Below are 24,686 nucleotides of genomic sequence, written 5' to 3'. Positions count from 1 at the left end.
TTTTAAGAACACAACCTGCGTGCAACTTAGGGAAAAGCAATCTGATTATTGAGGAGGTGACACATCACGCAAGCACAGCACGGGATGTGTTGCCCTAGATCATTACTAGGAAGCAACCCTCACCGTGAATAAGGCTTATGCATAACAACCTATTGATAGACACACACGCAACCCATAAAACAGCGCAGTCAATTCCAGCGACAGGTCGTACTGTGTATTTGACTCGCCAAACACCACTAATAATGAGTGAGTAACCAACATGCGTTCAACTTTGAGGTTCATCATTTCCGCCGCCTTGATTGCGACCGTAGCAGGCTGTTCTTCAATAGCCGCAAACACCAATATGCTTAGCGACGATCAGTTATTATCAAAGTCTGCCGGGGGGCTCGGCTATTCACCCAGCGACCTCCAACTCTTAGATAAACGGGTGAGTGGCACGGAAACCTACGCCACTCTAAAAGCCAGAGACGGCAAGGAATACACCTGCATTATAAATGGGGGGAATTTGTTGAGTTTTGGCATGACCAACCCAGCAATCTGCCAACCAAGACGGTAAGTCCAACAAGCCGGTCTAAAAGCCGGCTTCAAGCCATTAAATATATATACGCAGCATTGCAATAGGCACTCTGGCACCTACTGCCTATATACATCCCGACAAACATGGAGTTTCGTCATGAGTAAAGGTTGCAGACTGGCAGGTCTCTGCTTGCTTACCGCTTTGAGTAATCCTACTTACGCAGGATGGGTCTTGTTTCACCAGCAGGGAGAGACGGGCAAGCGCGAAGCCTACTTTGCCGAAATCACCCGCATTGCCGAGCGGACCGAAATAGACAGCATGATGGGCGCTACCAGTATCTGGGAATTGCCAGTCATGGTTGTCCATGAAGCGGCTGCCGCACCAGAGTGGAGCGAGCTAAAACTGCAGTTTGAATGCCAGAGCAAGCCATACCGCTCATCGGCCAGCGTTGATGGCTGGAATGACCCGGTAAATATGCGCATCGCCGCGCGCAGCTACACCGTACCAAGAGTCGATTTATCCAACCGACCGTTGCCAGAAACCCAGTGGGCCAAGGACAACCGCGTGCCCATGATCAAGGCGCAGAAATTCGCCTGCCAGGAAGAAGTTGTGCGCAACGCTTTGCAGGTGTCCATCGCTCACGGTCAATTCGACGTAAACCGTTTCAATACTGAGCTGCAGAAAATCGGCCTTGTTGAACCCGTGCATCCGCTTGAAGCCAAGACCGCTATCGACCTGCTGGACCTGAGCTGGAATGTGCTCTGGAAAGGCAGTAAGCGCCCAGATCCATCCGGACTCTGGGTGAAGAAACTCAGCCCACAAGAAAAAGCCCGTAACGAGGCCCAGTACGCCGCCATCCAGAAAAAAATGGATGACGCTGTGCAAAAGACGGATCAGAAATACCTGCCCACGGTGAAGAAGATGCAGGCCGAACACGCGTTTGTAGAGGCTGCTGCCAAGGTGCGTAGCAATCGTTCGCTCAGCAAAATGGAATCCTCGGCGTTAATGGTCTGGCTGGCCCGCGAAGAGACAGAGGTGAGCGCAAAGATGGGAGCACCTGCCATCACTCAGTCCGGTAACCTGAAGCTCCTTGGCTATGGCCAGTCTTTTGACAACACATCGGCGATGATGCATGTGCCTAGCGGTCAGGTTTTCGAACAAGGCGTACGTACAAGTTGTGAAGCGCAGTTTGTGATGTTGCAGGACAAACAGAATACCTGGCGCGTTGCCGATATCCGCATCGCGGGCGCGTCAAATCAAATAAGTATTAACTCATGCGAGGACTTGCTGACCACACCGGATACTCCATGAACCTGTCTTTAGTAATTAACTTTCGGCGACAAGCATTGCTTTCGCATGCTCGGCAGAGTCGAAACACTTATATTAACAAGCCACTACAGCCAGCCAGAACACACCTAGCCCTCATATAAAATGGTGTCTTTATGCAAAATAATCCCAGGTTGAATTTCTTCATCACATGGAAACTCATGATCTTCGCCCTGCTCACTGGTGTCGCAACTACTTCATCCGCACAGAGCTTCAAGGATTACAGCATCACTCGCTCGAACTTGGGCGCGTGGATGCTGCGAGTCAACCCCGCACAACCTGGCTTGAACTGCGCAATACGATTTATTCCAGTGAAGCGCGACTCATCTCAGCTGGCAATTTTCGGACCAACTGCGAGCAACCCAAACTCTACAGTTCTATTTTCTGGCCCATCAGTTCCGCGCAGAAGTAGTCCAGATGTTGTTGACTTGAAATTAAGTCAGCGCGAGGTACTTGAGACAACTTCTCTCAAGGGTCAATTATTACCACCCTCAGAGGGAACGTCGGGAGGGCACGTGGCTGTCCAAGTGGCTGATGTCGGCCAACTGTTATCGTCAATGCGCGATAGTGAGAAGGAGATGACACTCTGGATGGGAGGAGACTTCATCGGAAACAGAGAGATAATCTACCAACTGGATTACGACGGCTTAAATAAAGCAAAGAAAGAAATGCTCAACTGTATCGCCGGCAGAGAAATCTCAGGCCTGACCATGGATGAGGCTTTGGCAGAAGTTCGACCACTTGGTAACTCAACCATTGCCGGCAGTGCTTTTTATAAAGGAGGGTTACTCGCCAAGAAACAGTATCCGCCGAAGGGCAGCAGTGCAGTCAGCTTAATATGGATGAATGATGATTTCAAAGCTTGGTACGAACAGATTAAACGCGATAAAAAAATGCCCGACACAATGCCGGAACATATCGCCAAGAACTTTATGTCAACCGTGATAACTGATGACAAAGGCGGTTTTAAATTCACACGCCTTCCTGCTGGGGAGTACATGCTCCTGGCCAGCTTCTCATATGAGCAGGAAGTTACGCGATCTGAGATGATTGGTCAGATGCATGTTTTTGCAGGTAATCAGCATATCGGCACGCAGGATCATATGGCGTACTGGTGGGAAATCGTAAAAGAGCCAACAACCTTTCAGAAAACGGTAGCCATAAAGAATGATGGTGACACATTAGATGTAGCACTTGATAAGTCATTGACCATGTGCTTTTTGTTTGTTTCTGATGCACTTCAACTTAGATCAACACACATCGCTAAACCACCCAAGCCACGCACTGTTTAAAATGTGCCAGACCAAGCGCTTCAGCTATCGCAGGAGGCTTTATGCAACGTACCTTTACACAGAAAATAGCTCCATATGTTAATGCCGAGCTGGCAAATTCTAAACATGCGAACTCAATAGGCGACTCTCGATTAGAGTTCACATATCTCGAGCGCGCTCACGTACTTGGGCAAGAGTCTACATTCTTGCATGTTAAAGTTCACTTACTGATGCTGGCCTGGGCGTTGCGCAATATTTTAACTAGAGAAGTCATCGGTCAGATTATTCGTACCCTTGGAGCTTTGCTAGTAACGCCATTAGGCTTGGTGCCACTAGGCAACACAGGCGGCGCCAATGTCAGCCCATTTGAAAAGATGGCAATTGATCCGGAGCTGGCGGCGCTGATTAAAAAGGCCAAAACCGGAAAATAACAATACACACTCACAATACCCTTTACGTTGCTGCGCTTTGCAACGGCAGCGCTCTGCGTTATCTCTACTGGGGGAAGATTCGGTGGTTCATACGCTGCATCGCCTATCTGCGTGCCTTATTGGTAGTTTTATTACAATTCACTTGTTCAATCACCTGCTGGCCCTCGGCAGCATTGATGCACACATTAGCTTTATGACGTACTTTCGACAGTTCTACCGGATTCCGGTTATAGAGGCGCTACTGCTGAGCGGTATTCTTTTTCAGGTCGGTTCAGGATTACGACTCATCAAAAACAGGTGGGGCGAGCGGCGAGGTTTCTATGCAAGGCTTCAGGCTATTTCCGGTGGTTACCTGGCTTTCTTCCTTATTAATCACATTGCTGCGGTTTTATTCGGGCGGACCTTGCACGGCCTAGATACAAATTTCTATTTTGCTGCGGCGGGCTTGCACATCTCACCCTTTCAGCTGTTCTTTGTGCCGTATTACTACTTGGCCGTACTGGCGATATTTGCCCATGTGGCTTGCGCACTGCATTGGTTATCACGTGAGCGCTTAACCTTAGAAAAACGCAACCGCCTTGGTTTTTTGATTATTGCAATCGGCGCTTTACTATCACTGTTCATCACCCTCGCAATGGCAGGTGTTTTTTATCCAGTGGAGATACCGACGCAATACGCGGACTTTTATGGAAACAGTCCTGAGACAGCAACAGGCCCTTGATCACATCGAAGAGGCCGCCCGCTTATGCGTTGCAACACTCGACAACAGAAACAGCAATAACAGGTGAAAAAGAGCCAGGCCGCCTAACCGCCTAGCCCACGCTCGCGAGTAACGAAGTCCTGCAACTCGGGATAGAACTGGCGAAAATCCTCCAGCAGCGGCTGATAAAGCCGCTCCAGCTCGGCGGCACCGCCGGCCAGCATGCCCGGCCGCGAAAGCCGCCGATCAATCCCCGCGACCACCTGCTCCAGCACGGCAAACTCGCGGTAACTGCCCAGCCAGTCCTGCGCGGCCATGCGCGGCGCAATACGTGCCAGGCGCTCGGGTAAGTGTGGCTCGGCGGCCAGCACCTGATACACCCGCCCAGTAAAATGCGGCAGCGGCTCGGCGGCATAGTCGCCCCAATTCAGCGCCAGGCAGTGATCGAAAAACACATCCAGCAAGATGCCGCTGTAGCGTCGCCGCTCTAGGGCGAAGCGCGCCCGTGCCTGCGCTTGCAGCGGGTGGCTGTCGGTGAATACATCGATGCGTCGATGCAGGCGGATGGCCGCTTCGATATCCGCCGGCCACTGCCCAGCCAGCGGCCCTTTGACGAAATCGCCATACAGACTGCCGAGCAGCTGTGCCGGCGCGTCGCCGCCGAGATGTAAGTGCGCGAGGTAATTCATGGCCACAGCTTACACATCAGCCGCCATGATGATGACTATCGCCACGAACGATCTGTATATCGCCAGAAGCCGATATAGAGTTCGCCCCATCGCGATATGGCGTTACCGCACACAGGGGATACCCCGCATGCAACTCGACATCGATGAAGTGATCAAGGCCCTGGCCCACCCGGTGCGGCGTGACATCCTGCATTGGCTGAAAGACCCGCAGGCGTATTTCGCTGACCAGGATCACCCGCTGGAGATCGGTGTGTGCGCCGGCAAGATCGATCAGCGCACCGGGCTGTCGCAATCAACAGTCTCCGCGCACCTGGCAACCCTGCAGCGCGCCGGCCTGATTAGCAGCAAGAAGGTTGGCCAGTGGAACTTCTTCAAGCGCAATGAAGAGACCATCCAGGCGTTCCTCAACCACATGAACCAAGCGCTCTAAAACCCTTTTTCATTTCACCCTTTTTCAGGAGCTGACGGCATGCCTGCAGCGCTTCTCGTCCTCGCTTTGTCCGCGTTTGCCATCGGCACCACGGAATTCGTCATTATGGGCCTGCTGCCGGAAGTCGCCGGCGACCTTGGCGTGTCGATTCCCGGCGCCGGCTGGCTGGTGACCGGTTACGCCCTCGGTGTGGCCATCGGCGCGCCCTTTATGGCCCTGGCCACCGCCAGCTGGCCGCGCAAAGCGTCACTGCTGACGCTGATGGGCATTTTTATCGCCGGCAACCTGTTCTGCGCCCTGGCCAGTGATTATCAGATGCTGATGCTCGCCCGGGTGATCACCGCCCTCTGCCATGGTGCGTTCTTCGGCATCGGCTCGGTGGTTGCCGCCAGCCTGGTGCCGGCCAATCGCCGCGCCTCGGCGGTGGCGTTGATGTTTACCGGGCTGACCCTGGCCAACGTGCTGGGCGTGCCACTGGGCACCGCCCTCGGTCAGTACGCTGGCTGGCGCTCGACCTTCTGGGCCGTGACCCTGATTGGCGTGATTGCCCTGATCGGCCTGTGGCGCGTACTGCCCAACAAAACCGATGAGGCCAAGGCCGACTTCGCCAGCGAAGTGCGCGCCCTGCGTGGTGCCGGCCTGTGGCTGGCGCTGAGCACCACGGTGCTGTTCTCCGCGGCGATGTTTGCCCTGTTCACCTATATCGCCCCGCTGCTTGGTGAAGTCACGGGCGTGTCGCCCAACGGCGTGACCTGGACCCTGCTGCTGATTGGCCTCGGCCTGACGTTGGGTAACGTGCTCGGCGGGCGCCTGGCCGACCGCAGCCTGAAGGCCACCCTGGTCGGCGTATTCGTCGCCATGGCGGTGATCTCCACCCTGTTCAGCTGGACCAGCCAGGCACTGATCCCCGCCGAAATCACCCTGTTCCTCTGGGCCACCGCCGCCTTCGCAGCGGTGCCGGCCTTGCAGGTCAATGTGGTGGCCTTTGGCAGCGGTGCACCGAACCTGGTGTCGACCCTGAATATTGGCGCTTTCAACCTCGGTAACGCCCTCGGCGCCTGGGTGGGCGGCCTGGTGATTGCCGAAGGTTTCGGCCTGACCCGCGTGCCCCTCGCTGCTGCCGCCCTGGCTGTACTGGCGCTGCTGGCCACCCTGCTGACTTTCAGTACCCGTAGCCCTGAACCACAACTTGCACTCAACGAATAACCTGAGAGGACCGTCCCATGACTACGCTTTTCGACCCGATCCAAATTGGCGACCTGCAACTCAACAACCGCATCATCATGGCTCCGCTGACCCGCTGCCGCGCCGATGAGGGCCGCGTGCCCAATGCGCTGATGGCCGAGTACTACGTACAACGCGCCAGCGCCGGGTTGATCATCAGTGAAGCCACCTCCGTAACCCCAATGGGCGTCGGCTACCCAGACACCCCCGGCATCTGGTCGGCTGATCAGGTACGCGGCTGGAGCAATATCACCAAGGCTGTGCACGCAGCAGGCGGCAAGATCGTCCTGCAGCTGTGGCACGTTGGGCGCATTTCCGACCCGATCTACCTGAACGGTCAACTGCCGGTCGCGCCGAGCGCCATCCAGCCGGCGGGCCACGTCAGCCTGGTGCGCCCGATGAAGGACTTCGTCACCCCACGCGCCCTGGAAACCGAAGAAGTTGCTGATATCGTCGAGGCCTATCGCCAAGGCGCGGAAAACGCCAAAGCCGCCGGTTTTGATGGCGTGGAAATCCACGGCGCGAACGGTTACCTGCTCGACCAGTTCCTGCAGAGCAGCACCAACCAGCGCAGCGACCGTTATGGCGGCAACCTGGAAAACCGCGCACGCCTGCTGCTGGAAGTCACCGATGCGGCAATCGAAGTCTGGGGCGCTGGCCGCGTTGGCGTACACCTGTCGCCACGGGCTGACCTCCACGATATGGGCGACGCCAACCGCGCCGAAACCTTCACCTACGTGGCGCAGGAGCTGGGCAAACGCGGCATCGCCTTTGTCTGCGCCCGTGAGCAGGAGGCCGACGACAGCCTGTCACCTAGTCTGAAACAAGCCTTCGGCGGCGTATTTATCGCCAACGAACGCTTCACCAAGGATCAGGCCAATGCCTGGCTGGCTGAAGGCAAGGCCGATGCAGTGGCCTTCGGCGTGCCGTTTATCGCCAATCCGGACCTGCCGGCGCGCCTGGCGCAGGATGCCGAGCTGAATGCGCCACACCCGGAAACCTTCTACAGCCAAGGCCCGGTCGGCTACCTCGACTACCCAACGCTGTAAGCCTGAGGCTGCCGCTCTATCGTAGGAGGGGCTGGGCGACATTCCGCTTTAGCCGCGATAGCGTTATCAAACGTTCGCCGCTAAAGCACCTTCCACAGAGGCTCGCCAGAGGTTTAAACGCTTCAAAAAAGAAGCCCGCCAATTGGCGGGCTTTTTCGTTGCGACTTACTCAGCGTGCGTCGATCTGCTGCTGCAAATTCTGCACCTGCGCCTGCAGGGTGCTGATGTTACGGGTCATCTGCGCGCGGAAGGCATCGAACTCAGCCGTACTGCTGCCAGCGGTACCGGTTTCCAGATCGCTTTTCAGCACCAGCAGGTCCTGCTCGACACGAGCAATGGCCTGATTGGGGTTGCCCTGCTTCTTCAGCGCATCAAGTTCGCCGCTCAACCCGGCAAGTTTCTCGTCGAGTTTGCTTTGCCCGGCCAGCGTGCTTTTCAGGGTGGCTTGCTCATTTTTCAGCACCGCTTGCTCGGCACTCAGCTTGTTAAGGATGGCTTCCAGCTTTTCGCCACCGCTTTCCTGCCCCTTCAGTTGCGCCGCCAATTGCTCGAGGCGTTTGCTCTGCTCACTCTGCTGGCTGCTGGCGCCCTGCTGCTGCTTGCTCAGCTCGGCCAGTTTGCTTTCCAGCTGCTTGACCTGCAGTTTCAGCGCTTCACTGCCGCTGGTGACCGACGACTCGGTGGCCACTACCTTGCCGGAAATGTCCTGAATACGCCCGGCGGCTTCCTCGCTGATACGCGCGAAACTCTCCTGAGTGGCGACCAGTTGCTGCTCCATCAGGCTGATCTGCTGAAAGCTCCACCAGCCGAGCCCGCCCAGGGCGATCATCAAGGCGCCAACCAGCGCCCAGAGTGGGCCGGTACTGGCCGACTTCACCGGTGCAGCACTCGCCGCACGGCCATAGCTGCTGCCGCGTGCCGGCTCTGGGTGATCCGTCTGATAGTCATCGTGATCACGCTGATCAGCCCGCAGGCTGGGCACGTGATCGAGTTCGTCGTGGGCATCGTTACGCATGGGTCAACCTTCAAGAAAGCGCGGGGTGAGGAGCCTGTCGGGCTTAACACTGCTCGGCGGCGGAAAAGCCCGACAGGCTCCAAGCAAATTGCCGCGCAGTATAACGGTTCGCGCGCAGCGCTTCAGTGTCGCGCCATGCCAGTGCGAAACGCACCGACGAAGGGCACGGCACAGGCCATCGACTCGCTGCAGGCCGCACAGTTCCACAGAGTGTGAACTGGTATGCGCTTTGCACTTGTCTATTTGCGACGTCATCGCGGCACCAGGGAGCAAAGGTGTTGCAGGCGCGATCCGCACGCGGGAAACACGGCGAGACCAGGCCGGTGGCATTGCGGCTGGGTGACACCCAGCCCACTTGCCCACTTGTAATAGCTAGGGGGGGGAAAGATCCATGGAGCTGAACAGAGAAGTACTGGATTGCATGATGAGCCTGCGCCGCAGGTTGCGCGAAGAACTGACGGTGGACATCCGCATGAGCCAGCCTGATGCGATCAACAGCATGCTCAGCGCCTGCCTCACCTCAAGCAGTGAGGAAACCCGGCAACTGGGGCAACTGCTGGCCCAATACAGCGACCGTCCCTTCGGCGAGCCCGCGACCACACCACGTATGCAGGCCGGACACCCGCTGCTGGTGGAAGAAAGCGCGCATCGCCCACCCAGCGCCTCGGTGCGCATGTATCGCGGGCAGCGCGTCTACGCCTGAAACCTGTTTACCCGTAATCAGCTCGGATGATGCGCCTGCCACCAGGCGCAGAACTCATCCAGAGCGCTCCACAGGCTGGCCTTGGGTTCGTACTCCAGATACTGCTGCGCGCGGCTGATATCCAGGGAGAAATCCTTGGCCATCACCGCCACACCCAGGCGAAACAGCGTCGGCTCCGGGCGACCGGGGAGCAGCTTGCACACGCCCTCATTCAGCGCCGCAGCACCATAGGCCAGGCCATAGGGCAGATGGCGAGTGACCGGCGGCAGGTCGAGTTTGCGCAGCACATAATTGACCACGTCCCACAGCGGCACTGGCGCGCCATTGCTGATGTTGTAGACCTGCCCCAGCGCCGGCCCGGCAGCCAGCAGGCAGCTCATCAGCGCTTCGTTGAGGTTGTGCACGCTGGTGAAATCGACCTTGTTCAGGCCGTTGCCGATGATCGACAAGCGCCCTTTGCGCTGCATATTGATCAGCCGCGGGAAGATGCTGGTGTCGCCTGCGCCGGTGACAAAGCGCGGACGCAGCGCCAGCACTTCCAGACCGAATTCCTGGGCGGCAAACACCTGCTGCTCGGCGAGGAACTTGGTTTTGCCATAGTGATCGGAAAAACGTTTGGGCAGCTGTTCTTCACGCAGGCCGACATGCGCCTGGCCATCGAAGTACACCGACGGCGAAGACAGGTGCACCAGACGCCGCACCTTCTGCTTGAGGCAAGCGTCGACCACGTTTTCGGTGACCGTGACGTTGGCCTGGTGGAAGTCCTCGTAACGCCCCCACACACCAACCGCGCCGGCGCAGTGCACCACCGCCTCAACATCCCGGCACAGCTGCTGCACCAGCTCCGGGTCGGACAGATCACCCTGGACAAACTCCGCGCCACGCGCACACAGGTGCTCAACGCCCTCGGCACGCCGCCCATTGACCCGCACACTCAGGCCCTGCTCAAGGGCAAAACGGGCGAAACGCCCACCGATAAAACCGCTGGCTCCGGTTACCAGAATCTTCATTGTCGCCCCCTTTGCCGTGATTGCAGGCCACTCTAGCAGCGCACGCTGGGTGCTGCCGTGGCATTGCAAGCCAGAACAACGACCGCACACACCCTGCGATAGGCAACAGCGCCGCCCACAGCGGCTAAGCTGCCAGGCGCAAACCTAATAACAACCAAGGAGCATGGGATGTCGACGCACTGGATGATTTACGGCGCCAACGGCTACACCGGCCACCTGATCGCAGCCGAAGCCAAGCGCCAGGGCCTCACGCCCATTCTCGCCGGACGCAACCCGGCTGCGGTGCACGCCCTGGGCAGCCTGCTCGGCCTGGAATGCCGGATATTCGATATCCAACAACTGGATCGTGCCAAGGAAGCGCTGGCGGATGTCGCCGTGGTTGCCCACTGCGCAGGGCCGTTTTCCGCCACCAGCGCACCAATGCTGGAGGCCTGCCTGGCCAGCGCCACCCACTATGTCGATATCACTGGCGAGATCAGCGTGTTCGAAGCGGCCCATCAGCGTGATCAGCAGGCCCGCGAGCTGGGCGTGGTGGTCTGCCCCGGTGTGGGCTTCGATGTGATCCCCAGTGATTGCCTGGCCGCCTGCCTGCACCAGGCCCTGCCCGATGCCACACACCTGGCGCTGGGTTTTGACAGTGGCAGCGGGCTGTCGCCCGGTACCGCAAAAACCTCGGTGGAAGGCCTGAAGTTTGGCGGCAAGGTACGCCGTGCAGGAGTGATCACCGATGTGCCACTGGGCTATAAGCGCCGCGCCATCAACTTTGGCCGCGGTGAAAAGCCGGCGGTGACGATCCCTTGGGGCGATGTGTCCACCGCCTACCACTCCACCGGCATCGACAATATCGAGGTGTACCTGCCCACGCCGACGGCAGCCGCCATCGTGATGCGCCTGATCGACCCGCTGCGCGCCCTGCTGGGCCTGAATGCGTTGCAGAACTGGCTCAAGCGGCTGATCGAAAAACGCGTCAGCGGCCCGGACGAAGCCAGTCGCGCTCGTCAGCGCACCTGGTTGTGGGGCGAGGCGCGCAATGCAGCCGGTGAGATAAAAACCGCGCGCCTGGAAACCGCCAACGGCTATGACGTCACCGTGCACGGCGCCTTGCTGAGCGTGCGGCACTTACTCGATTACAGCGGCCCCGGCGGCTACTTCACCCCCAGCAAGCTGCTTGGCGAACGCTGCGTGGAACAGCTGCCGGACTCGGGCAAGGTGGTTATTTCCTGAGCGTTACCAGGCTTTGGCCTGCGGCCTGGGTCAGGTAGCGCGTCAGCTGATTAAGCAGCTCACCGCCATTGCGCCAATGGTGCCAGTACAGCGGCACATCGATTGGCCGGTCGCTGATCAACTCGACCAGCTCGCCACGGGCCGTTTCCTGCTGCACCTGCAGTTCTGGGATCAAACCCCAACCAAACCCGGCCTGCGCCAGACGGATAAAGCCCTCGGATGACGGGCACAGGTGATGGGCAAACCCGCCTTCCACGCCGAGGCCAGACAGGTAGCGGTGCTGCAACAGATCATCCGGGCCGAAGACGATGGCAGGTGCATGGGCCAGCGCGTGTGCCGTCACACCTGTTGGAAAATGCCGGGCAATAAACGCCGGGCTGGCCATGGCGCGATAACGCATCGCCCCCAGCAATACAACCCGTGCACCAGCTACCGGGCGCTCGCTGGCACATACACAAGCGGCGACTTCACCGGCGCGCATGCGCTTGAGGCCAACCTCCTGATCCTCCACCACCAGATCCAGCAGCAAGCGCTGTTCGGTGCAGAACGCGCCTACAGCGCCAGCCCACCAGGTGGCCAGGCTATCGGCATTCAGGGCAATACGCAGGCGCTCCGGCAAACCGCCCTCATCCAGCCCCGGCACCTGCGCCTGAATATCACGTTCCAGCAAACGCACCTGTTGCACATGGTTAAGCAGACGCCGACCGATTTCCGTGGGCGCCGGCGGCACCGCACGCACCAGCACCGGCTGACCGACGCGCGCCTCGAGCAGTTTGATCCGCTGCGACACCGCCGACTGCGACAAACCCAGCACCTGCGCCGCCCGTTCGAAGCCAGCCTGCTCGACAACCGCAGCCAAAGCGGCGAGTAGTTTGTAATCCAACAAAATGAGAATTCCTAATGAGAGATCAGGATTATTGGTTTCTCTTATATACCCGGCCGCAGCAGACTGACCAGCATCACCACTCGAAACAGGCAAACCACATGGCCGGCGAAACCTCACTGACCACCTTACTGCGCAGCATGAGCCCACAGCTGAACGAGGGCGCTTACGTGTTCTGCTGTTTAAGCGATGCCTCGCAACTGAAGGGCATACAACCGCTGGGCAGCTTTCAGGAAGCCGAAGGCCTCACGGTGATCCTGCCGCGCCAGCAGGCCGAACAACTGGGTTTGCATTACAGCTACGAGGCCGCCTGGCTGACGCTGCACGTGCATTCAGCTTTAGAAGCAGTCGGTTTGACGGCCGCCGTCGCCAGCGCACTGGCGCACGCAGGGATCAGCTGCAACGTGATCGCTGGTTTCTATCACGACCACCTGTTCGTCGCCCACGCCGATGGGCCGCGCGCGCTGGCCGTCCTACAACAGCTCAGCGAGCAGGCGGAGTAACCGCTATGTGGCAGAGCTATAGCAATGGCTTACTGATCGCCGCCGGGCTGATCATTGCCCTCGGTTCGCAGAATGCCTTCGTGTTGGCGCAAAGCCTGCGCCGCGAACATCACCTGCCGGTGGCGCTGCTCTGTGTGGTTTGCGATGCCCTGCTGGTGGCAGCCGGAGTCTTTGGCCTGGCCGCCGTATTGGCACAAAACCCGCTGCTGCTGGGCGTGGCGCGCTGGGGCGGCGCGGCTTTTCTGCTCTGGTATGGCGCCCAGGCTCTGCTACGGGCCAGCCGCCCGCAGGCCATGGGCTACAGCGCCGACAGCGGCCCGCGCTCACGCAAGGCCGTGCTGCTGGCGGCCCTGGCGGTGACCTTGCTCAATCCGCATGTGTACCTCGATACAGTCCTGCTGATCGGCTCACTCGGCGCCCAACAGCCGGTGCCCGGCGCCTATGCCCTGGGTGCGGCCAGCGCTTCACTGCTCTGGTTCTTCTGCCTGGCTATGGGCGCGGCCTGGCTCGCACCCTGGCTGGCGCGCCCGAGCACCTGGCGCTTTATCGACCTGAGCGTGGCGCTGATGATGTTCAGTATTGCCTGGCAGTTGCTCAGCGGCAGCCAAGTAGGCTGAAACCGCACTGCCGCAGGCCGGCGCAGAGCGCGCCAAGTTGGTTTTCCACACAGTTGCCGCGTGTTTAAGGCGCAGGGCCGGTGCTATGATTCAGGGCTTGCGGCGCAAAGAGATAACTCACGCCGCTGAGATAGCCGCCCGTGATCGGCTTCGCGCACACCGCACCTGACCTGATTAGGAGATAGACAATGGCTTTCGAATTGCCGCCGCTGCCCTACGCACATGACGCTCTGCAGCCGCACATTTCCAAGGAAACCTTGGAATTCCACCACGACAAGCACCACAACACCTATGTCGTGAACCTGAACAACCTGGTCCCAGGCACCGAGTTCGAAGGCAAAACCCTGGAAGAAATCGTCAAGACTTCTTCGGGCGGCATCTTCAACAACGCCGCTCAGGTCTGGAACCACACCTTCTACTGGAACTGCCTGGCGCCTAACGCCGGTGGCCAGCCGACTGGCGCCCTGGCTGACGCGATCAACGCGGCCTTCGGCTCCTTCGACAAGTTCAAGGAAGAGTTCAGCAAAGTTTCCATCGGCACCTTCGGTTCCGGCTGGGGCTGGCTGGTGAAGAAGGCTGACGGCTCCCTGGCTCTGGCCAGCACCATCGGCGCCGGCTGCCCGCTGACCAGCGGCGACACCCCGCTGCTGACCTGCGACGTCTGGGAACACGCCTACTACATCGACTACCGCAACCTGCGTCCGAAATATGTTGAGGCGTTCTGGAACCTGGTCAACTGGGACTTCGTAGCGAAAAACTACGCTGCCTAAGTACCTGCGTTACCCACAAGAAACCCGGCCCAGTGCCGGGTTTCTTGTTATGTGGATACATGCTTTAGAGCAGCTTGCGCGGGGGAAACGCCAGGTGCAGCGCCTCCACCTGCTGCACGGCCTGACTCAGACGTTGATCGGCGATGACCGGCCCCAGGTACTCGCACAGGCCGATATACAACAGGTTGAGCAATTGCCGTAATTGCTCAAGGCCCAAGCCGGCTGGTTCCAGCGCAGCGTCCTGCTCCAGCCAGTCACGCACCAGCAGGCGCTGCTCGTTAGCCGCGCTCAACCCGGCAAGATTGCCCGCAGCGAAACGCCGCAAACGCGGTACCAACTCGGCCTCCAGCTCATTCAACAGCACCCGACTCAGCGCCTCGAAGGTATGCCTTGCCTGGCTATCCGGGCCAACCCGTAGCGGCGCCGCCATGCCCATCCGCTGCCTCCAGCTGTGCAACAGCGGCTCCGGGTCGGGCAGCAAGGCCGACAGCGGTCCGGTCAGCGCGCCCACCAGTTCGCGGTAGAGCTTGGCGCGCTCCAGTTTGCGTTCAGTGGTCGCGGCCACTTCGCCGAGAAACTCATTGAGGGCGAACGGTGGTTTATCGGCGTATTTGCTTTCCCAGAGCGCCAACAAGGCCAACAGTTCATCCTCGGCAAAGTGTCCGGCCAGCCCGGTGTAGATCGCCCGCCGGCGAGTTGTCAGAGTCATCTCATACCCTCCTCGACAGGTCGTTACTGTCGAAGGTCACGGCCAGGTTGAACTCGGGATAGCCCACCTCCGCATGCTCGGCATAATCCAGGCCGCGCTGCTCATGCTGGGTGGAGGTACGCAGGCCGAGGGTTTTCGCCAGCAACAGATAGAGCATCAGCGCCAGCGGAAAGGCCCAGACAAACGCCACACCGGCGCCGAGCAACTGCACACCGACCCGCGACCAGTTGAACAGGTCGCCACTGAAGAACAGCCCGGCCGCCGCCGTACCCCAGACACCGGCAAAGCCATGCACTGGCACCGCGCCAACTACATCATCCAGCTGCCAGCGCTCCAGCAGGCGCATACCGAACACCACCACAAAACCGGATACCAGCCCGGTCAGCAGGGCAAACAGCGGCGACATACTCGCGCAACCGGCGGTGATACCGACCAAACCGCCGAGCGAACCGTTCACCGTAGTGGTCAGCAGCACCGGGCTGGAGGTACTGCGCTGCGCCAGAAATGCGCCCAGCGCTCCGGCCGATGCAGCCAGATGGGTATTCAGGGCAATCAGGCCGAGGCTGACATTTATCTCCAGACTGCTGCCGGCGTTAAAGCCAAACCAACCGACCCAGAGAATAAAACCGCCCAGCGCGACCAAGCTGAGGTTGTGCCCAGGAATGCTGCGCGGCGTGCCATCTGCAGCAAAGCGGCCCAGACGCGGCCCCAGCACCAAAATGCCGGCCAGCGCACACCAGGCGCCGATGCTATGCACCACGGTCGAACCGGCGAAGTCGATAAAGCCCAAGGCCGCCAACCAACCTTGGCCGCCATAGATGCCGCTCCACACCCAGCTGCCGAACACCGGGTAGATAAACCCGCTGATCACCACCGCGCCAATCAAGTAGGCCGAATAGCGTGTGCGCTCGGCCATGGCGCCACTGGCGATGGTCGCTGCCGTGGCGGCGAACATCATCTGAAACAGCAGAAAGGTGAAATCCCAGGGCTCGCCGGTATGCGGCGCGAAATGGCTCATGCCGAACCAGCCGGTGATATTGCTGCCGAACATCAGACCGAAGCCCAGCAGCCAGAAGGTGATGCCACCGACGCAGCCGTCCATGTAATTTTTCATCATCACATTGACCGCATTCTTTGCCCGCGACATGCCGCTTTCCAGCAAGGCAAAGCCGGCCTGCATAAAGAACACCAGCACGCTGGCCAACACCAGCCAGGCCGTGTTGAGAACCTCATCGCTGGCCGCCTGCGCCAGTGGTGAAATCAACAGTGCAGCTACCCCTAACAGTCGAGTTTTCATCGCAGCGTCCCCCATGAAGGTGAGTAGAGGGGGCGTCGCAACTCTCATGCCAAACAAAAAAATAGCTGGGTGCCAATATTAACGTTGCCTAGCAACAGCCCAAAAGGTGGCCGCCAGGCCTGGCAGACCATAAAAAACCGCCCAACGGCGCTCAAGCCGCAAGCAACTCGCACCGACACAGTGCAGGCGGGCAACACAGCTGCCTGCAGTCGCGCCATCGCCGCGCAGATAATTTGTTCGACAAACTTTGGTAATGGCCCTTTGACTGCAAGCGCGACTTTGCCAATACTCACTAGCGTCTGACGCCGAAGGCCTCGAACAAGGAACCGTCATTTGAAGCTGGAACTCAAAAACAGCTTGTCACTCAAGTTGCTCCGCGTGGTGCTGCTATCAGCGCTGATCGTCGGCGTGGTCTTGAGTCTTGCGCAGATTGTTTTCGACGTTTACAAAACACGTCAGGCAGTCGCCAACGACGCGCACCGTATTCTTGGCATGTTCCGCGACCCGTCCACCCAGGCGGTCTACAGCCTGGATCGGGAAATGGGCATGCAGGTGATCGAAGGCCTGTTCCAACATGAGTCGGTGCGCATGGCCGCCATCGGCCACCCCAATGAACCGATGCTGGCGGAGAAAGCCCGAGAGCAGGTCGATATCCCCACGCGCTGGCTGACCGACCCGATCCTTGGCAAAGAACAGAATTTCACCACCCAGCTGGTAGGCCGCGGCCCCTACAGCGAATACTACGGCGACCTCAGTATCACCCTCGACACGGCCCCCTACGGCGAAAGCTTTGTCACCAACTCAGTCATCATCTTTATCTCCGGCGTGCTGCGTGCCCTGGCCATGGGTTTGGTGCTGTACCTGGTCTACCACTGGCTGCTGACCAAACCGCTGTCGAAGATCATTGAGCACCTGACCAATATCAACCCGGATCGCCCCAGCGAGCACAAGCTGCCGATGCTCAAGGGCAACGAGAAGAATGAACTGGGGCTGTGGATCAATACCGCCAACCAGCTGCTCTCCTCCATCGAACGCAACACCCACCTGCGCCGCGAAGCGGAAAACAGCCTGCTGCGCATGGCTCAGTACGATTTCCTTACCGGCCTGCCGAACCGTCAGCAGCTGCAACAGCAACTCGATCAGATTCTTGAAGACGCCGGGCGCCTAAACCGGCGAGTGGCGGTGCTCTGCGTAGGCCTGGATGACTTCAAAGGAATCAACGAACAGTTCAGTTATCAGACCGGCGACCAACTGCTGCTGGCCCTGTCCGACCGTTTGCGCAGCCACAGTGGCCGCCTCGGCGCTCTGGCCCGCTTAGGTGGTGATCAGTTCGCCCTGGTGCAGGCCGATATCGAGCAGCCTTACGAGGCCGCCGAGCTGGCGCAGAGCGTACTCGACGACCTCGACAACCCGTTTATGCTCGACCAGCAGCAAGTGCGCCTACGCGCCACCATCGGCATCACCCTGTTCCCGGAGGATGGCGACAGCACCGAGAAGCTGCTGCAGAAAGCCGAGCAGACCATGACGCTGGCCAAGAGTCGGTCACGCAACCGGTACCAGTTCTATATCGCCAGCGTCGACAGCGAAATGCGCCGCCGTCGTGAGCTGGAAAAAGACCTGCGCGACGCCCTGGCGCTGAATCAGCTGCACCTGGTCTACCAGCCGCAGGTCGACTACCGCGACCACAGCGTGGTCGGCGTCGAAGCGCTGCTGCGTTGGCAGCATCCACAGCACGGTTTTGTACCGCCGGATCTGTTTATCCCGCTGGCCGAGCAGAACGGCACCATCATCCCGATTGGCGAATGGATTCTCGACCAGACCTGCCGTCAGCTGCGCGAATGGCACGACCAGGGCTTCACCGAGCTACGCATGGCGGTCAACCTGTCCACCGTGCAGCTACACCACGCTGAGCTGCCACGAGTGGTCAACAACCTGATGCAAGTCTATCGCCTGCCGCTGCGCAGCCTGGAGCTGGAAGTCACCGAAACCGGCCTGATGGAAGACATCAACACCGCTGCACAACACCTGCTCAGCCTGCGTCGCTCCGGTGCGCTGATCGCGATTGATGACTTCGGTACCGGCTACTCCTCGCTGAGCTATCTGAAAAGCCTGCCGCTGGACAAGATCAAGATCGACAAGAGCTTCGTTCAGGACCTGCTGGAAGACGAAGACGACGCAACCATCGTGCGTGCCATCATCCAGCTGGGTAAGAGCCTGGGCATGCAGGTCATCGCCGAGGGCGTGGAAACCGTCGAGCAAGAGGCCTATATCATCGCCCAGGGCTGTAACGAGGGTCAGGGTTACCTGTACAGCAAGCCGCTGCCGGCACGCGAACTGACGACCTACCTGAAGCAAGCCCGGCGACTGAACAGCGCCGCCAATCCCGCCACTCTCTGACGCCAGACGCCTACGAAAAAGCCCGCCAATTGGCGGGCTTTTTTATGCGGACACTTTACCTAGAAGCTGTTGATACCCAGTAACCAGGCCGCTGCCAACGCGCCGGCCAGACACAGCACGACACCGCCAGCCGCCTGCCAGTAGAACTGACGCACCAGCTCATCCTCACCGGCGCAGGAGAGAATAAACGGCTGGGCTTCTCGCGGCTTGCTCAGGTGATGCTGCACCGGCAGGGTGCTTTGCTGGCGATGCCGGTCTTCGGCCTCCAGGCTTGCGGCCAGCTGTACCCGCTGCCATTCACGCTCATCCAGCTGACCATTGCCGTCGCTGTCGAAGCGCTGCAGCAGGCCGCCAAAGTCGCTCTTCCACTCGCGAATCACCACACCTTGAGCAGCCGATAGATCCAGGCCCTGGCGACCGCCGCCGCTGCTGCGAAAATCGCCAATGGCGTACAGTGGCTGACCGGCATGCAAACGTTCCTCGGTATAGCGGTAGCGCTCATCGTTGCTGAACAGCGCACGCCAACCGGTTTTCGCCGCGCCCAGAGGGTGGCGCAGGCTGCCTTTCCAGACTTCACGGGTCAGTGGCCGCACCTGAGCGCCACGCGGGTCAATCAGACAACTGCCGGTGCTGTCGTCGAGTCGCAGCAACGCCTCACTGCTGCCGCTTTCCAGCGTGCGCCAGCTGCGTTTCTTGCCGCTTGAGGTGTATTCCTCGATCTTGTAACGCCACCACAGGCACGGCGTATTGGTCAGCGGGCCGAGCAGCTGTGGCTCGGTGCTGTCATGCAGTACGCCATAAAACTCAACATAGCCCTGAGCTGCCGAACGAATCTTCGAGGTCGGCGTATCGAGCAGATGCCGCGCCTGGGAGAAGCGCCGCAAGAACCACCATGCCCCGCCCGCACTGACCGCCACACTGCAGGCCAGCCCAACAACCTGTCCTTGAATATCCACGGCTTAGCCAAACAGCGATTTGAGATCGACGTCGGCTTTTTCACCCTCGCTGAACTCCAGCAGCGCGGCCTCTTTGAAGGCAAAGGCACGAGCAATGATCACATCGGGAAACTGCTCGATGCGCACGTTGTTCAGGTTAACCGCCTCGTTGTAGAGCTCGCGGCGGTCGGCAATACCGTTTTCCAGGCCGCTGATACGCTGCTGCAGGTGTTGGAAGCTCTCATTGGCTTTCAGCTCCGGGTAGTTCTCCGCCAAGGCGAACAACTGACCCAGGCCGACGCGCAGGCCCGTCTCGGCCTTGCCCAGGGCATTCATGTCACCTTTGGCCTGGGCGCTGGAAACCGCCTGACGCGCAGCAATCACTGCTTCCAGAGTGCCGCGCTCGTGCTGCATGTACTGCTTGCAGGTTTCCACCAGCTTGGGCAGCTCCTCATGGCGCTGCTTGAGCATTACGTCGATATTCGACCAGGCCTTGCTCACGCCATGCTTCAAACGCACCAGCGCGTTGTAGAGCACCACGGCATACGCCGCGAGCAGGACCAACAACACAATGACGACAACACTGGTAAGGCTCATGCGGAACTCCTGAGTGGTTCTTGAAGGCAGCTGTGCTGGCATTTTAGCCCTAGCGAATTGCCCGATCGCAGACTTTGCCCACAGCTCGCAGTGAAAAAGCTGCATTGACCCTTTGCGCAAAATGAAAATCTTTCGCATTATGTTTCGGTTTTTTGTACCCGCTTGCGTGGGTGCCCACTCTCACCAGCAAAGGATTCCGCCATGCTCCGTATGCCCCTGGCCTCTGCCAGCCTGCTCGCCATCGCCATCTCACTCGCCGGTTGCGGTGAAGACAAAGCGCCCGCCACCCAAGCTGCCGCACCTGCCGCCAGCAGCGCCAGCGCCCCGGTAGCTGCCACCAGCCAAGTCGATGAAGCGGCCAGCAAAGCGGTGGTCAGCCACTACGCCGACCTGGCCCTGGCCGTATTCAGCGATGCCGCCAGCACCGGAAAAACCTTGCAAGTTGCCATCGATGCCCTGCTCGCCAACCCGAATGACGACACTCTGAAAACCGCCCGCGAAGCCTGGCTGGCAGCCCGTGTGCCTTACATGCAGAGCGAAGTGTTTCGCTTCGGCAACGCCGTGGTCGACGACTGGGAAGGCCAGCTGAACGCCTGGCCACTGGACGAAGGCCTGATCGACTACGTCGCCAAGGATTACCAACACGCTCTGGGCAACCCAGGCGCCAGCGCCAACATCATCGCCAATACCGAACTGCAGGTCGGCGAAGACAAGCTCGACGTCACCACCATCACCCCGGAACTGCTGGCCAGCCTGAATGAGCTGGGCGGTTCCGAAGCCAACGTCGCCACCGGTTACCACGCCATCGAGTTCCTGCTCTGGGGCCAGGACCTCAACGGCACCAATCCAGGCGCCGGCGAGCGTCCAGCCAGCGATTTCGTCGTGGGTGAAGGTGCCACTGGCGGTAACAACGAGCGCCGCCGCGCCTTTATCAAAGCCGCCGCCGACCTGCTGGTCAGCGACCTTGATGCGATGGTTGTGCAGTGGCAAGCCGGTAAGACCGACAACTACCGCGCCACGCTGGAAGCCGACACCGCTGAAAACGGCCTGCGCAAGATGCTCTTCGGCATGGGTAGCCTGTCACTCGGCGAGCTGGCCGGCGAGCGCATGAAGGTCGCGCTGGAAGCCAATTCCACCGAAGACGAGCATGACTGCTTCAGCGACAACACCCACAACTCGCACTTCTACAACGGCAAAGGTATTCGCAACGTCTACCTGGGCGAGTACAAGAAGGTCGATGGCACCACTCTGACCGGCCCAAGCCTGTCGTCGCTGGTAGCCAAGGTTGACGCCGCCGCTGACAGCGCCCTGAAAGCCGATCTCGAAGCCACCGAAGGCAAACTGCAGGCGCTGGTCGACAGTGCCAACAATGGTAAGCACTTCGATCAGCTGATCGCCGCCGACAACGCCGAAGGCCAGCAGATTGTTCGTGACGCCATCGCCGCACTGGTCAAGCAGACCGGCGCAATCGAGCAGGCCGCTGGCAAGCTGGGTATCAGTGATCTCAACCCGGATACCGCTGACCACAGCTTCTAACTTGCTTCGACTCACGAAGTCCTAGCTTGTAGTGATGAAAAAGCCGCGACTCCTTATCCGAGTCGCGGCTTTTTTACACCAGCCTTTTTATGGCGAGACTGATGTGGGAGGGACTTCAGCCGCGACAAGCACCGCCGAAAGCTCGCCGCGGAAGCGCTTCCCACAGTGGATCGCTGGCTGGCCCCGATCACGGCCAAGCACGCCCCTACAGGGCCGAAATCGCCGGCAACAGTCAGCTCGGATATAGCCTTTTTTGGCACCCTGCGACCTTTGACCACCATCGATAATGCAAATCTGTCTTATTTAAAACGGGGCGGGCTGTTAAGATCGGCCGCCTGTTTTTCTGTTGCGGATGTCCTTTCATGTTTGCGCCGCATCGCGTTGCGCTGCTGCTGGCCTTGAGCCTGAGCTTGGCCGCCTGCGATACCCCCCCACAATTCACCCAAGCCGAGCCCGGCGAAGCCCTGTCCGCCGGCAGCGCCACCGTACGCAAGGCAGATCAGAACGCCTTCTCCCTGCCGTCAGCCAACCTGTCGCCTTCGCGCCGCCTGGATTTCAGCGTCGGCAACAGCTTCTTCCGCAATCCCTGGGTCACCGCGCCGGCCACCACTACCGCGCGTGACGGCCTCGGCCCGCTGTTCAACACCAACGCCTGCCAGAACTGCCATATCAAGGACGGCCGTGGTCATCCGCCAGCGCCTGATGCGCTCAGCTCGGTGTCGATGCTGGTACGCCTGTCGATTCCTGCCGGCAGCGAACATGCCGAGATTATCCAGCGCCTCGGCGTACTGGCTGAACCCACCTACGGCGGTCAGCTGCAGGACATGGCCAACCCCGGCGTCGCGCCTGAAGGCAAGGTACGCGTCAGCTACAACACGCAGCGGGTCAGCTTGGCCGATGGTCAGCAGGTCGAGCTGCGCAAGCCCAGCCTGGAAATCAGCCAACTCGGGTATGGCGCCCTGCATCCCGACACGCTGTTCTCCGCGCGTATTGCCCCGCCGATGATCGGCCTCGGTCTGCTCGAAGCGATTCCTGAAGCGGCCATCCTGGCCAATGCCGACCCCGAAGACAGCAATGGCGATGGCATCTCCGGGCGCGCCAACCAGGTCTGGGACCGCGAGCAACAACGCACAGTGCTTGGTCGCTTTGGCTGGAAGGCCGGACAACCGACGCTCAACCAGCAGAATGCCGAAGCCTTTGCCAACGACATGGGCCTGACCAGCACGCTGGTGGCCCATGACAACTGCACAGCAGCGCAGACCGACTGCCGCAGCGCGCCCCATGGCGGCGAGCCAGAGGTCAGCGACACCATCCTCGCCAGTGTGCTGTTCTATACCCGCAACCTCGGCGTACCGGCACGGCGCGGCGCCGATACCCCGCAGGTGCTCGCCGGCAAAAACCTGTTCTACCAGGCCGGTTGCCAGGGCTGCCATACCCCGCAATTCACCACCGCCAGTGACGCCGCCGAACCTGAACTGACCAATCAGCTGATTCGCCCCTACAGCGACCTGCTGCTGCATGACATGGGTGAAGGCCTGGCTGACAACCGCCCGGAATTTCTCGCAGGCGGCCGTGAATGGCGCACCCCGCCACTCTGGGGCATCGGCCTGACTGAAACAGTCAACGGTCACAGCCAGTTCCTGCATGACGGCCGCGCGCGCAACCTGCTGGAGGCCATCCTCTGGCACGGCGGCGAGGCCGAGGCGGCCAAGCAGCAGGTCATGACTTTCAATGCCGACGAGCGTAGCGCGCTCTTGGCTTTCCTGAATTCGTTGTAAGGAGCCGCAGATGATCCGCTCACCCCTCTCGCTCGCCCTGCTCAGCCTCACGCTCACTGCCTGCAGCCCAAGCGATCCGCAGCAGCAGGTCAGCCGCGCGCTCACCGATGGCGTGTTGCTGCCAATCTACAGCGCCTGGAGCGAAGCCGACCGCCAGCTTGCCGTTAGCGGTCAGGCCTTCTGCGCCGGCCAACAGAATCTCGTCGAGGCCCGCCAGGCCTTTGCCAGCGCGCAAAGCGCCTGGGCCGCCGTGCAACCGGTGGCCTTCGGCCCGCTGGCAGAGGGCAACCGCGCCTGGCAGGTGCAGTTCTGGCCAGACAAGAAGAACCTGGTAGCACGTCAGGTTGAAGCGCTGGTCAACAGCAAACCCGAGCTGACCCCGGCCGACCTGGATAAATCCAGCGTAGTGGTGCAAGGCCTCACCGCCTATGAGTACCTGCTGTTCGACCCTGCTATCGACCTGAGCGTCGCCGAACAGAAAGCCCGCTACTGCCCGCTGATCGTTGCCATCGGTCAGCACCAGCAAGTACTGGCTGCTGATGTGCTGAGCCAGTGGCAAGCCAAAGACGGTATGGCCACGCTGCTCAAGGACTTCCCCAACGCCCGCTACGCCGAAGCCCCGGAAGCGGTGGCCGAGCTGCTGCGCACCCAGGTCAGCGCCATCGACGGGCTGAAGAAGAAACTCGGCACGCCACTCGGCCGTCAGAGCAAAGGCCAGCCGCAGCCCTATCAGGCCGAAGCCTGGCGCAGCAAGGCTAGCCTGGCCAACCTCGCCGCCAGTCTGGCCAGTGCCGAACGCATCTGGCTGGGCGCCGAACAGGATGGCATCCAGGCGCTGCTTGGCAGTGATCAAGACGCACTGAAACAACGCATCGACGCCGCCTACAGCGACACCCGTCAACGCCTGGCCGCCGCCCAGCGCCCGCTCGGCGAACTGCTCAGCGACGAAGCCGGGCGTGCCGAGGTCAATGCCTTGTACGACAGCCTGAATGTGCTGCATCGCCTGCATGAATCCGAACTGGCCAAGACCCTGGGCATCCAGCTGGGCTTTAACGCCCATGACGGCGACTAAAGC

General features: G+C 59.9%; 25 protein-coding genes. 17 read left to right on the top strand and 8 right to left on the bottom strand.

Annotated elements, in window-relative coordinates; translation table 11 throughout:
* Positions 1-259 precede the first annotated feature (259 nt).
* The 5 genes from ACIN8IBEIGE_RS02660 (at position 260) to ACIN8IBEIGE_RS02640 (ending at position 4,266) form a co-directional block, all read left to right on the top strand.
* Positions 260-556 (top strand): hypothetical protein, encoded by a 297-nt coding sequence (locus ACIN8IBEIGE_RS02660; protein WP_160013287.1) that lies wholly within the window; start codon positions 260-262, stop codon positions 554-556.
* A 117-nt stretch (positions 557-673) separates the two neighbouring features.
* Entirely contained in the window at positions 674-1,828 is a 1,155-nt protein-coding gene (locus ACIN8IBEIGE_RS02655; protein ID WP_160013286.1) for a hypothetical protein, read from the top strand.
* Positions 1,829-1,959: 131 nt separating this feature from the next.
* Complete coding sequence (locus ACIN8IBEIGE_RS02650; RefSeq protein ID WP_178124320.1) at positions 1,960-3,135, top strand: hypothetical protein; 1,176 nt, start codon at positions 1,960-1,962, stop codon at positions 3,133-3,135.
* A gap of 41 nt (positions 3,136-3,176) precedes the next feature.
* A complete protein-coding gene (locus ACIN8IBEIGE_RS02645; RefSeq protein ID WP_160013285.1) occupies positions 3,177-3,545 on the top strand; it encodes a DUF3703 domain-containing protein in 369 nt (122 codons plus the stop codon).
* 82 nt (positions 3,546-3,627) lie between these two features.
* Positions 3,628-4,266: a hypothetical protein gene (locus tag ACIN8IBEIGE_RS02640; RefSeq protein WP_160013284.1), complete on the top strand. Its 639-nt coding sequence runs from the start codon at positions 3,628-3,630 to the stop codon at positions 4,264-4,266.
* 83 nt (positions 4,267-4,349) lie between these two features.
* Here the strand turns inward: ACIN8IBEIGE_RS02640 and ACIN8IBEIGE_RS02635 are convergent, their stop codons facing one another.
* Positions 4,350-4,934, bottom strand: coding sequence for an ACP phosphodiesterase (locus tag ACIN8IBEIGE_RS02635; protein WP_160013283.1), 585 nt, complete (start codon positions 4,932-4,934; stop codon positions 4,350-4,352).
* Between the two features lie 127 nt (positions 4,935-5,061).
* Between ACIN8IBEIGE_RS02635 and ACIN8IBEIGE_RS02630 the strand changes: the two genes are divergently transcribed.
* Genes ACIN8IBEIGE_RS02630 through ACIN8IBEIGE_RS02620 form a run of 3 tightly spaced genes read left to right on the top strand, consistent with a single transcriptional unit; the run spans position 5,062 to position 7,637 of the window.
* On the top strand, positions 5,062-5,364 hold the full coding sequence (locus ACIN8IBEIGE_RS02630; RefSeq protein WP_160013282.1) for a helix-turn-helix transcriptional regulator: 303 nt from the start codon (positions 5,062-5,064) through the stop codon (positions 5,362-5,364).
* A 39-nt stretch (positions 5,365-5,403) separates the two neighbouring features.
* Positions 5,404-6,570 carry an MFS transporter gene (locus tag ACIN8IBEIGE_RS02625; protein ID WP_160013281.1) on the top strand — a complete coding sequence of 389 codons (1,167 nt, stop codon included), beginning with the start codon at positions 5,404-5,406 and terminating at the stop codon, positions 6,568-6,570.
* Between the two features lie 17 nt (positions 6,571-6,587).
* Positions 6,588-7,637, top strand: a complete 1,050-nt coding sequence (locus tag ACIN8IBEIGE_RS02620; protein WP_160013280.1) for an alkene reductase — start codon at positions 6,588-6,590, stop codon at positions 7,635-7,637.
* A gap of 169 nt (positions 7,638-7,806) precedes the next feature.
* On the opposite strand, the gene ACIN8IBEIGE_RS02615 is transcribed toward ACIN8IBEIGE_RS02620, so the two are convergent.
* The gene (locus tag ACIN8IBEIGE_RS02615) at positions 7,807-8,652 is read right to left on the bottom strand and encodes an ATPase (protein ID WP_160013279.1); all 846 of its coding nucleotides are present in this window, start codon (positions 8,650-8,652) and stop codon (positions 7,807-7,809) included.
* Positions 8,653-9,043: 391 nt separating this feature from the next.
* On the opposite strand from ACIN8IBEIGE_RS02615, the gene ACIN8IBEIGE_RS02610 reads away from it, so the two are divergent.
* Complete coding sequence (locus ACIN8IBEIGE_RS02610; protein ID WP_090382581.1) at positions 9,044-9,355, top strand: hypothetical protein; 312 nt, start codon at positions 9,044-9,046, stop codon at positions 9,353-9,355.
* Positions 9,356-9,372: 17 nt separating this feature from the next.
* Here the strand turns inward: ACIN8IBEIGE_RS02610 and ACIN8IBEIGE_RS02605 are convergent, their stop codons facing one another.
* Entirely contained in the window at positions 9,373-10,365 is a 993-nt protein-coding gene (locus ACIN8IBEIGE_RS02605) for an NAD(P)-dependent oxidoreductase (RefSeq protein ID WP_160013278.1), read from the bottom strand.
* A 168-nt stretch (positions 10,366-10,533) separates the two neighbouring features.
* Here ACIN8IBEIGE_RS02605 and ACIN8IBEIGE_RS02600 point away from each other — a divergent pair, with 168 nt between their 5' ends.
* The gene (locus tag ACIN8IBEIGE_RS02600; protein ID WP_160013277.1) at positions 10,534-11,589 is read left to right on the top strand and encodes a trans-acting enoyl reductase family protein; all 1,056 of its coding nucleotides are present in this window, start codon (positions 10,534-10,536) and stop codon (positions 11,587-11,589) included.
* Here the strand turns inward: ACIN8IBEIGE_RS02600 and ACIN8IBEIGE_RS02595 are convergent.
* Positions 11,579-12,484, bottom strand: coding sequence for a LysR family transcriptional regulator ArgP (locus ACIN8IBEIGE_RS02595; RefSeq protein ID WP_256665259.1), 906 nt, complete (start codon positions 12,482-12,484; stop codon positions 11,579-11,581). The two genes, ACIN8IBEIGE_RS02600 and ACIN8IBEIGE_RS02595, sit on opposite strands and share 11 nt — an antisense overlap.
* A gap of 89 nt (positions 12,485-12,573) precedes the next feature.
* Between ACIN8IBEIGE_RS02595 and ACIN8IBEIGE_RS02590 the strand changes: the two genes are divergently transcribed.
* From ACIN8IBEIGE_RS02590 to ACIN8IBEIGE_RS02580, 3 genes are all read left to right on the top strand, one after another.
* Entirely contained in the window at positions 12,574-12,975 is a 402-nt protein-coding gene (locus ACIN8IBEIGE_RS02590; RefSeq protein ID WP_160013275.1) for an ACT domain-containing protein, read from the top strand.
* A gap of 5 nt (positions 12,976-12,980) precedes the next feature.
* A complete protein-coding gene (locus ACIN8IBEIGE_RS02585; RefSeq protein WP_160013274.1) occupies positions 12,981-13,592 on the top strand; it encodes a LysE/ArgO family amino acid transporter in 612 nt (203 codons plus the stop codon).
* A gap of 188 nt (positions 13,593-13,780) precedes the next feature.
* Positions 13,781-14,362, top strand: a complete 582-nt coding sequence (locus ACIN8IBEIGE_RS02580; RefSeq protein WP_090249029.1) for a superoxide dismutase — start codon at positions 13,781-13,783, stop codon at positions 14,360-14,362.
* Positions 14,363-14,426: 64 nt separating this feature from the next.
* On the opposite strand, the gene ACIN8IBEIGE_RS02575 is transcribed toward ACIN8IBEIGE_RS02580, so the two are convergent.
* Both ACIN8IBEIGE_RS02575 and ACIN8IBEIGE_RS02570 read right to left on the bottom strand, forming a co-directional pair.
* The gene (locus ACIN8IBEIGE_RS02575; RefSeq protein ID WP_160013273.1) at positions 14,427-15,071 is read right to left on the bottom strand and encodes a hypothetical protein; all 645 of its coding nucleotides are present in this window, start codon (positions 15,069-15,071) and stop codon (positions 14,427-14,429) included.
* A gap of 1 nt (position 15,072) precedes the next feature.
* Entirely contained in the window at positions 15,073-16,368 is a 1,296-nt protein-coding gene (locus ACIN8IBEIGE_RS02570; protein WP_160013272.1) for an ammonium transporter, read from the bottom strand.
* A 333-nt stretch (positions 16,369-16,701) separates the two neighbouring features.
* Between ACIN8IBEIGE_RS02570 and ACIN8IBEIGE_RS02565 the strand changes: the two genes are divergently transcribed.
* Entirely contained in the window at positions 16,702-18,765 is a 2,064-nt protein-coding gene (locus tag ACIN8IBEIGE_RS02565; protein ID WP_160013271.1) for a bifunctional diguanylate cyclase/phosphodiesterase, read from the top strand.
* Positions 18,766-18,824: 59 nt separating this feature from the next.
* Here ACIN8IBEIGE_RS02565 and ACIN8IBEIGE_RS02560 read toward each other — a convergent pair whose 3' ends face one another.
* Both ACIN8IBEIGE_RS02560 and ACIN8IBEIGE_RS02555 read right to left on the bottom strand, forming a co-directional pair.
* Positions 18,825-19,721: a GIDE domain-containing protein gene (locus tag ACIN8IBEIGE_RS02560; RefSeq protein ID WP_160013270.1), complete on the bottom strand. Its 897-nt coding sequence runs from the start codon at positions 19,719-19,721 to the stop codon at positions 18,825-18,827.
* Between the two features lie 3 nt (positions 19,722-19,724).
* Positions 19,725-20,297: a LemA family protein gene (locus tag ACIN8IBEIGE_RS02555; RefSeq protein ID WP_160013269.1), complete on the bottom strand. Its 573-nt coding sequence runs from the start codon at positions 20,295-20,297 to the stop codon at positions 19,725-19,727.
* A gap of 201 nt (positions 20,298-20,498) precedes the next feature.
* On the opposite strand from ACIN8IBEIGE_RS02555, the gene ACIN8IBEIGE_RS02550 reads away from it, so the two are divergent.
* From ACIN8IBEIGE_RS02550 to ACIN8IBEIGE_RS02540, 3 genes are all read left to right on the top strand, one after another.
* Positions 20,499-21,833, top strand: coding sequence for an imelysin family protein (locus ACIN8IBEIGE_RS02550; RefSeq protein ID WP_160013268.1), 1,335 nt, complete (start codon positions 20,499-20,501; stop codon positions 21,831-21,833).
* 362 nt (positions 21,834-22,195) lie between these two features.
* Positions 22,196-23,611 carry a di-heme oxidoredictase family protein gene (locus ACIN8IBEIGE_RS02545; protein ID WP_160013267.1) on the top strand — a complete coding sequence of 472 codons (1,416 nt, stop codon included), beginning with the start codon at positions 22,196-22,198 and terminating at the stop codon, positions 23,609-23,611.
* A gap of 10 nt (positions 23,612-23,621) precedes the next feature.
* Positions 23,622-24,683 (top strand): imelysin family protein, encoded by a 1,062-nt coding sequence (locus ACIN8IBEIGE_RS02540; protein WP_160013266.1) that lies wholly within the window; start codon positions 23,622-23,624, stop codon positions 24,681-24,683.
* The last annotated feature ends 3 nt before the right edge of the window (positions 24,684-24,686 follow it).

Source organism: Pseudomonas sp. 8BK (genome assembly GCF_902506475.1).
GTDB classification, from domain to species: domain Bacteria; phylum Pseudomonadota; class Gammaproteobacteria; order Pseudomonadales; family Pseudomonadaceae; genus Aquipseudomonas; species Aquipseudomonas anguilliseptica.
This window is presented reverse-complemented; position numbering and strand designations above follow the sequence as displayed.

What these genes read in the sequence shown, in the direction of transcription:
- ACIN8IBEIGE_RS02555 (WP_160013269.1), bottom strand. Translation starts at nt 20,297, where the DNA reads ATGAGCCTTACCAGTGTTGTCGTCATTGTGTTGTTGGTCCTGCTCGCG.
- ACIN8IBEIGE_RS02585 (WP_160013274.1), top strand. Translation starts at nt 12,981, where the DNA reads ATGTGGCAGAGCTATAGCAATGGCTTACTGATCGCCGCCGGGCTGATC.
- ACIN8IBEIGE_RS02575 (WP_160013273.1), bottom strand. Translation starts at nt 15,071, where the DNA reads ATGACTCTGACAACTCGCCGGCGGGCGATCTACACCGGGCTGGCCGGA.
- ACIN8IBEIGE_RS02655 (WP_160013286.1), top strand. Translation starts at nt 674, where the DNA reads ATGAGTAAAGGTTGCAGACTGGCAGGTCTCTGCTTGCTTACCGCTTTG.
- ACIN8IBEIGE_RS02550 (WP_160013268.1), top strand. Translation starts at nt 20,499, where the DNA reads ATGCTCCGTATGCCCCTGGCCTCTGCCAGCCTGCTCGCCATCGCCATC.
- ACIN8IBEIGE_RS02615 (WP_160013279.1), bottom strand. Translation starts at nt 8,652, where the DNA reads ATGCGTAACGATGCCCACGACGAACTCGATCACGTGCCCAGCCTGCGG.
- ACIN8IBEIGE_RS02610 (WP_090382581.1), top strand. Translation starts at nt 9,044, where the DNA reads ATGGAGCTGAACAGAGAAGTACTGGATTGCATGATGAGCCTGCGCCGC.
- ACIN8IBEIGE_RS02580 (WP_090249029.1), top strand. Translation starts at nt 13,781, where the DNA reads ATGGCTTTCGAATTGCCGCCGCTGCCCTACGCACATGACGCTCTGCAG.
- ACIN8IBEIGE_RS02635 (WP_160013283.1), bottom strand. Translation starts at nt 4,934, where the DNA reads ATGAATTACCTCGCGCACTTACATCTCGGCGGCGACGCGCCGGCACAG.
- ACIN8IBEIGE_RS02600 (WP_160013277.1), top strand. Translation starts at nt 10,534, where the DNA reads ATGTCGACGCACTGGATGATTTACGGCGCCAACGGCTACACCGGCCAC.
- ACIN8IBEIGE_RS02590 (WP_160013275.1), top strand. Translation starts at nt 12,574, where the DNA reads ATGGCCGGCGAAACCTCACTGACCACCTTACTGCGCAGCATGAGCCCA.
- ACIN8IBEIGE_RS02630 (WP_160013282.1), top strand. Translation starts at nt 5,062, where the DNA reads ATGCAACTCGACATCGATGAAGTGATCAAGGCCCTGGCCCACCCGGTG.
- ACIN8IBEIGE_RS02660 (WP_160013287.1), top strand. Translation starts at nt 260, where the DNA reads ATGCGTTCAACTTTGAGGTTCATCATTTCCGCCGCCTTGATTGCGACC.
- ACIN8IBEIGE_RS02605 (WP_160013278.1), bottom strand. Translation starts at nt 10,365, where the DNA reads ATGAAGATTCTGGTAACCGGAGCCAGCGGTTTTATCGGTGGGCGTTTC.
- ACIN8IBEIGE_RS02625 (WP_160013281.1), top strand. Translation starts at nt 5,404, where the DNA reads ATGCCTGCAGCGCTTCTCGTCCTCGCTTTGTCCGCGTTTGCCATCGGC.
- ACIN8IBEIGE_RS02540 (WP_160013266.1), top strand. Translation starts at nt 23,622, where the DNA reads ATGATCCGCTCACCCCTCTCGCTCGCCCTGCTCAGCCTCACGCTCACT.
- ACIN8IBEIGE_RS02645 (WP_160013285.1), top strand. Translation starts at nt 3,177, where the DNA reads ATGCAACGTACCTTTACACAGAAAATAGCTCCATATGTTAATGCCGAG.
- ACIN8IBEIGE_RS02570 (WP_160013272.1), bottom strand. Translation starts at nt 16,368, where the DNA reads ATGAAAACTCGACTGTTAGGGGTAGCTGCACTGTTGATTTCACCACTG.
- ACIN8IBEIGE_RS02650 (WP_178124320.1), top strand. Translation starts at nt 1,960, where the DNA reads ATGCAAAATAATCCCAGGTTGAATTTCTTCATCACATGGAAACTCATG.
- ACIN8IBEIGE_RS02620 (WP_160013280.1), top strand. Translation starts at nt 6,588, where the DNA reads ATGACTACGCTTTTCGACCCGATCCAAATTGGCGACCTGCAACTCAAC.
- ACIN8IBEIGE_RS02545 (WP_160013267.1), top strand. Translation starts at nt 22,196, where the DNA reads ATGTTTGCGCCGCATCGCGTTGCGCTGCTGCTGGCCTTGAGCCTGAGC.